Annotated in this window: 7 protein-coding genes; 1 reads left to right on the forward strand and 6 read right to left on the reverse strand. The window is 59.6% G+C overall.

Annotated features, from left to right (window positions below):
• The coding region (locus DBR18_RS29270) for a methyl-accepting chemotaxis protein (protein WP_256588721.1) at nt 1–917 on the reverse strand (917 nt) is incomplete at its 3' end.
• Between the two features lie 254 nt (nt 918–1,171).
• On the opposite strand from DBR18_RS29270, the gene DBR18_RS15250 reads away from it, so the two are divergent.
• Nucleotides 1,172–1,843 carry a histidine phosphatase family protein gene (locus DBR18_RS15250; protein ID WP_108590930.1) on the forward strand — a complete coding sequence of 224 codons (672 nt, stop codon included), beginning with the start codon at nt 1,172–1,174 and terminating at the stop codon, nt 1,841–1,843.
• Between the two features lie 76 nt (nt 1,844–1,919).
• Here DBR18_RS15250 and DBR18_RS15255 read toward each other — a convergent pair whose 3' ends face one another.
• From DBR18_RS15255 to DBR18_RS15275, 5 genes are all read right to left on the reverse strand, one after another.
• Entirely contained in the window at nt 1,920–3,398 is a 1,479-nt protein-coding gene (locus DBR18_RS15255; protein ID WP_108590925.1) for a glycosyltransferase family 39 protein, read from the reverse strand.
• A gap of 30 nt (nt 3,399–3,428) precedes the next feature.
• The gene (gene rimJ, locus DBR18_RS15260) at nt 3,429–4,016 is read right to left on the reverse strand and encodes a ribosomal protein S5-alanine N-acetyltransferase (RefSeq protein ID WP_108590926.1); all 588 of its coding nucleotides are present in this window, start codon (nt 4,014–4,016) and stop codon (nt 3,429–3,431) included.
• A gap of 220 nt (nt 4,017–4,236) precedes the next feature.
• On the reverse strand, nt 4,237–5,643 hold the full coding sequence (locus DBR18_RS15265) for a DUF2252 domain-containing protein (protein WP_108590927.1): 1,407 nt from the start codon (nt 5,641–5,643) through the stop codon (nt 4,237–4,239).
• 76 nt (nt 5,644–5,719) lie between these two features.
• Nucleotides 5,720–6,166 carry a hypothetical protein gene (locus DBR18_RS15270; protein WP_108590928.1) on the reverse strand — a complete coding sequence of 149 codons (447 nt, stop codon included), beginning with the start codon at nt 6,164–6,166 and terminating at the stop codon, nt 5,720–5,722.
• A gap of 349 nt (nt 6,167–6,515) precedes the next feature.
• Nucleotides 6,516–6,951 (reverse strand): hypothetical protein (locus DBR18_RS15275; protein ID WP_218277861.1); only part of this gene is annotated, 436 nt, incomplete at its 5' end.

The raw sequence follows: 6,951 nt of genomic DNA on the forward strand, positions 1-6,951 counted from the left end.
ACCGCGGCAATCACACCGACCAGCAGCGCCAGCAGGGTGCTGATCAGCTGGAAAGTACGGGCCTGGGCGCTTTCGATGTCGCGACGGTCAAGTTGAATCTGATACAGCTGCTCGCTGGTGGTGACGATGGCGGCGCCCTGATCGGTCATCTCTTTACGCGCCTGCACCGCTTCGCTGTTGGCGTTCTTGTACGCCTGCAACGCGCTGCGGTAGTTGGTCAGGGCGGTTTCCAGCTGACGGAGCGTGTCTTGCTGAGTCGCCGAGAAGTGCGTGTTCAACTGCTTGAGGCTGTCGATGGCCACGTTCAGTTGGCCGACGGCTTTCTGCTCGGTTTCGTTATTGGTGGTGGCGGTGTAGCCGCGCACTTCATAGCGCGCGAGGATGAACGCTTCCTTGGCTTCGGTGATCGCCTGGAACTGTTCGAAACGCTGCTCGCTCATGTCCATCTGACGGACACGGTTGCTGATCGATTCGATCAGGTTGTACGCGGTATCGGCGTTGACGCTCATGACGTCGCGTGCGCTGTTGCCGGTGCGGTAGGCGTTGCGCATCTTGTTCAGCGAAGTCTGGTATTCGGCGATGGTCGCCGCCTGCTCTTTCAGCAGTTTGACGTTTTCCGGGCTCTTGAACTTGTTGATCAGCGCCTGTTGTTGTGCGGCGAAGCTTTCGAGGGTGGTCTGTACATTCTGCGCGGCGGTTTCGTCGCCGTTGGTCAGCATGTATTGCAGGCGCACCACGCGCAGCTTGGTCAGGCCGGCATTGAGCTGGGTGATGTCGCTCATCCAGTTGCTGCGGTCAATCAGGCCGCCGAGGCTGGTCCAGCCAGTCAGGGCCAGTACGCAGGTCAGGGCCAGGACCAGGCCGAAGCCCAGGCCCAATTTCATGTTCACGCTGATGTTGCCGAACCAGCTATTCATCACAATTCCTCCAGGAACGTTGTGCTTCTTGATCGTCGGTCAGGCTGGAAGATTGTTGTTTTTTTGAGCCAGCAAGGGTGTTAGCAGGACTGTATCGGCCGCAAACACGAGAGCTGAAAGGATTTTGTCCGACGGATTTTGTAACAAGGGCACTTCAAGACTTTTTTCACATACGTTTCACCGACCGCTTACGCCCGCTTCACTAACCTCGCCGCATCGAATTGACTGTGATGCATGCCGACGAGGCGGCCGATGTGGAATTGAGACTGAGTCTGTTCGGCGTCAAACGCTCGATATCCCTGAGCGGATTGGCCCGCTATCGCAATACCTGGGTTGTGCTTGGCGCATCGCTGCTGGTGATTCCGCTGACCCTGTGGCTGCTCGCCCCGGCAACGGTGCCGGACCTGGCCCATGGCAACGTCTCTGGTGCCAAGGCACTGGCGGCCGGCTGGGCCAAGGGCGACATGATCGTGCTGGTGCGTCACGTCGAGCGCTGCGACCACTCGCCGGCGCCGTGCCTGAGCGGCGACGATGGCATCACCGACCGCTCGCGCAGTGTCGCGGTCGGTGTCGGCGCGCAGTTCGAGCATCTGGGCCTGAACAACGCCGATGTCTATAACAGCCCGATGCTGCGCACGGTGCAGACCGCCGGTTACATGTTCAACCGTGCGGCCACAGGCGAAGACTGGCTGATCAGCTGCAAGGGCCGGATTCTGCAAGAGGCGCTGGCGCACAAACTCCCGGGGCGTAACTTGATCCTGGTGACCCACAGCGAATGCATGGCGGAGTTGGAGAAGGATTTGAACGCACCGGTGTCGGACCCTGGCTACGGTTCCTCGCTTTTTGTGTCTGCCGCCAACAAGGCGGATCCGCGGGTGCTTGGCTTCATCGAAGCCTCCGATTGGCACTCAGTAAGCACTCGATAAACTGTCGTTTACAAAGCCTCGGCACAAATAAAACCCGCCAGTGACGGCGGGTTTTTATTGTCTGGCGCGATGAGCTTCAGTAGCCGACGAAATAGTACGCCTGGCGCCCGACCATCATGGTCTTCAGCACTTTGAGTGGTGCGGCGGGTTCGCTGTCTGCCGAGATCACCGCGACATTGGAGGGCGAGGCACTGAGGAAATCGTGCAGCTGCGCGTCGGTGTCCAACCCCTTGAGCACGCTTTGGGTGTAGAACACGCTGGCGCCGCCGACTCGCTCATTGGCCTGGAACAGCGCGACCTGCTGACCGTTGGCCTGCAAGCTCTGAATGTGTTCGGTCAACGGCAGGAACGACAGTTCCTTGTCGGCGTTGGGCAATGCCCACTGGGCCGCGCCGAGGTAGCTGGCGATCACCACCGTGAGCAAGCCAGCGGCAAGTGCCTGACGATGACGGGCGATTTTTCCGATAAAGCGGTCGGCGGTTTCACGCGCCTGCAAGCGCTCGAACAACACCCGTGCGTACTCGGCGGCGATCACCGCAGCGGCCGGGGTCATCGACATCAGGTAAACCGTGCGTTTGCTCGAGGCCAGGGTCAGCATGATGAACTGCGCGACGATCCACAGGCTGAAAAACAACAGGTAACGGTTGGCCTTCAGCTCCTTGCGGAAATGCCACAGCCCCAGATACACCAGAATGTTCCACGGCAGGAACGCTTCCGGCAGTTTGGCCAGATAGTAATAGAACGGTTCGTAATGCCCAGCCTCGACGAACGAGCCGCTGAAGCGACCGACGCTGTTGGTCAGCAGCACTTCAGCGACAGCGTGCGAACCACCGCGCTGATAGAGCACGGCGAGCCAGATCAGCAACGGAATCAGACCGACTGCCGTGAGCAGGCCGGGACGCAGCCAGGCGCCGACCTTCAGGCGTTTGTCGATCAGGTTGTCGGCCAGCAGAAAGGCAAAAATCACCACCCCCGGCATCGCCAATCCCAGTACGCCCTTGCTCAACGTGGCGATGGCGATCCCGACGATAAACAGCAGCGAGTTAGCCGCGTTCGGTGCGCGTTGCGCCTGAAAGAACGCCAGCAGCGCGGTGGTCACGCCGAGCGCCAGCAACGCATCTTCGCCGACCCCACGCACGTTGCTCCAGTAGCTCGCCATGGTCGCCAGCAGAATTCCCGCCGTCCACGCCAATGCTTTCGGGCGGCCGAAACGACGCAGCATGCCGTACAGCACCATCACACTGAGCAACCCGGCCACCGCCGACGCCAGCCGCACCGCCCACGGCGAAACGCCGAACACACGCATGGCGCCGGCGTCCAGCCACAGGCTCAGCGGCGGTTTTTCCAGAAACGGTTCGCCGAACAGGCGCGGCGTCACCCAGTCATCGTCCAGATGCATCTCCATCGCGATCCCGGCGACCCGGGCCTCGGTGGAGCCTTGCAACTGGTGGTTACCCAAAGCGAAAAAAAACAGCAGGGCGGCGAGTAGAAATAGTGAAGTGGCGGCACGCGGCATGGGTTTCAGGCAACCGGAAAGGGCAGGAGGCTTGAGCATACTTCGCCAATGCTTAACAAATTGTGAAACTCACGCCAGCTGTCGCGACCAGCGCTTCTCCGGCGTTTCGAACAACGGATTGACCAACGCCGTCAGCACATGGTCCTGCCAACGCCCGGCGATGTTCAGGTAGGCCTTGGCGTAGCCCTCGCGCTCGAAACCCAGACGCTCCAGTAACCGCGCGCTGCGCTCGTTGCCGGGCATGTAATTGGCCATGATCCGGTGCAGGTTCTGCGTGTCGAACATGTAGCCGATACCGGCCTCCAGACCTTCCTGCATCAGGCCCTGGCCCTGATGCGCGTGGTCGATGTGATAACCCAGATAACACGCCTGAAACGCACCGCGAATGATCCCGCTGAAATTGCACGCGCCGATCATCTGCTGGCCGTCCGGTGTCAGCAGGGCGAAATGCATCGCCAGCCCGGCCTCGTAGGCACTGGCCTGAACTTCAAGGCGTCGACGAATCTGCTCGGTGGAAAAGTATTCGGTGGTGCGAATCGGCGACCACGGGGCGAGGTGGCGCTGGTTGCGTGCATAGAACGCACTTTCCAGTTCGGCCTGTTCCGGAGCGAGGATGGCGAGTGTCAGGCGTTGGCAGGGCAGGCTCAGCAGTGACATCGGGCGCTCCGGTTGGCAGGGTCGAGGGACAGGATTGCCCACGAAATGGAAAAAAACAAACCGGGTGTATCGCTTCGGCAGCAAACGACAGGCAAAAAAAAGCCCGCGGGAGAGCGCGGGCGAACCGTAGTTTCTTGAATGAGCGAGCGGACTGTACCGTGTTGATCGAACGGGGGCAGTGAAGAAAAATTCATCTCGGCGGCGACCGCTCTGCAACGCATCAAGGCAAGTGATCCGCAGCGAAATCGGCTTCCGAACGTGCCCGTAGCCGGCCCTTGCGACAGGCCTGCTGAAAGCGTTCGAAGTCGCGCTCGTTCTGCGCGGTGTAACTGCGTGCGTACTTGAACAAAGCGTCGGCCAAGGCATCGCCCTTGCCGATGTAGCCGCTGATGACCGCCGCATTGCCCGAGGCTTTGGCGTGGGCGCGGGCCAGTGCGCGACCGCAGACCCGGGCATAGGCGGCAAAGGTTTCGGCGTCGAAGTTTTCCAGCTCGGCGGAGATCTTCATGTCGCGCAGCTGCCGCACGTAAAAGTGCCGACCGTTGGGGCCGGTGGTCCAGCCGAGAAACAGATCGCTCGCCGACTGCATCAGACGCTGCCCCTCGACCACCCGCTGGCCCTCATGACGCGTGCGGGACTTGGCCTTCACATAGTCGGCGAGCACTGAACGCCGCGCCTCCTTGAACTGCAGAAACAGCGGAAACTCCTGATCGTCAGTCAGCAACGCCACCAGACACCGGGTGCCAACACTGCCGACCCCCACCACCTTGAACGCCAGATCCTGCACGTGAAACCGCGAGAGCAACTCACGTCGATCAGCCTGCAGCGTGGTGCGATAGTCACGCATGAACGTATCGAACAACGGCCGCCAGTCCGCCAGCCGCAACCAGTCATCATCGGCGTCAAGCAGCGTAGTGTTCTTGTGCAGGTGGAAAATTTCCGGCAAATCGTCACGAATGACCAGCCGCCCACTGGCGTCGCGCTCGCTGATCTTCGGCAGCAACTCGGCATGGGTGCGCCGCTCGGCCTTATCGACAGCTCGCTGCACATGCTCCAGCGCACTCTTGCGCGCCTGGTCGAGCAAGTCTTCGTACTTGATCGATTCATACCAGGTTTCCAGCGCACTCTGTTCGGCGCACTCCAGCATCGTCGCCTGATAGGCACCGACCATCTGCCGACACACCTCTTCTTCAACCGACTCGCCATGGCGCAAATCCCGCGCCGCCACCACAAAACTCGCCGCCAGTCGCTTCACATCCCACTCCCAAGGCCCGGGATGCGCCTCGTCGAAATCATTCACGCTGAACAGCAGATTGCGCTCCGGCGTGGCAAACCCGCCGAAATTCATCAAGTGCGCATCCCCACAGATCGGCCCGACCAGCCCCATGTTTTCGGTACTCGACAGATCATGGGCCTGCAGCAATGCATTGCCACGGAAGAACGTGAAGGGCGACACCAGCATCCGCCCGTAACGCAGTTCCACCAGCGACGCGACGCGGCCCTGACTGGAGGCCTTGATCAGAGGGATCGGATCGCGGTTCATCTTGCCGGTGGCGGCGTGGGCGCTGCGCGAGCAATGCTTGCGGGCGTTCTTGCCTTGCTTCATGCGGGTTTGGAGGGTGGTCATCAGCGCTCGCTCTGGGAAGGGGCGCTGTGAGTGTAGAAGGGGATTTGGGGTTTATCCGTCGAGGCGTCGCTGCCTTTCAGGGACTTTTTGTTGCCGGTTTTTTCGCTTCCGCCGGGGCGTTGTCGGAAAGCCACAACGACAACGAATAACTGGCCACCGCCTGCCGCCGCGCCGCGTTGCGCATGAGATACACCTGAACCGTGTACTCGCCATCAACAGGCACCGCACCGGCAAAGTGATCGCCCATGATCGAGCCGTTGAACAGCGCTTCGTCGGCCCCTTGCGCGGTGATATTGAAATAGGCGGGCGTGTTGGATGATTTGAGATCGACAGTCAGCGTCTGACCGGCCTTGGCGACGAGTTTGTATTCGGCGGTTTGATGGCCCTTGATCTTCTGTTTGAACTGCACGCTGCCGACTTCGCTTTTGAACGTGACCTGTTGCACACGTGGGGGAGGGGCATCTGCGGCGATGGCGGGCAATGAAATCAACGAGGCCAGGGCGGCGGCGATCCAGGTGTTCATGGTGGGTAATCTCCGTGATGTTCAAGCCGTAGCTGGGGGCTTCCAGTCACTGTGACAGTCGGATCCGGCGGGAGTGCGCCTGCGTTGGAGGTGCTGTTTTGGTTAGGGGACGCCAGATGCGACAAAGCCCGCACAAGGCGGGCTTTGTCGTTGAGTCGGGGGCATTTGAACCGGGCGGTAAAGGCTTTGTTTTTATTGGGTTTGGTGGGGTGTGTGTTTTCGAGGGACACATATAGGGATACACGGAGCCTCCCGTTGGTGAATCAGTACTGGAGGCTCGCGCTGATAAATCATTTGCTTAATGGTTCCTGCGAGCAGGATGTAAGCCAACAGGGATGCATGCTTGTGATCATTTACCCGATTTAAAATCAGGGTATGAGATCGTGCCCACCACCGCGCAAATCAGTCGATGATCACTTATGTTAAAAAACTCAGGTTCAGCACTGTCTTGTTCCGCTACAAAAAACACATAAGGACGGAGTTCGGAGTCTGTCTTCTTAGCATCAATGCCTTCCAGTCTGGCGACTTCGAGTTCATTGGATACCTTTGTCCTTTTGTGTTTTGACCACTTCGACCTATCAACACGCACTCTGTATTGCTTAACCCACCTCTTTTCGTCGCACCACTCTCCAGCTGATAGCGGAATAACCAAAAAGTCGCCATCCTCTTGAGGTGTGGCCCAAGCCAGTTCGGCATAAAAGATCCGTGCACGGGAGAATAGATCTACTCCCTTGCCACCAAGTTTTTTGAAGGCTTGCAGATAGGTCTTGTCATCGACTCCCGGC

Origin of the sequence: Pseudomonas sp. HMWF021 (genome assembly GCF_003061005.1) — a bacterium.
In the GTDB taxonomy this organism is placed as follows: Bacteria; Pseudomonadota; Gammaproteobacteria; order Pseudomonadales; family Pseudomonadaceae; genus Aquipseudomonas.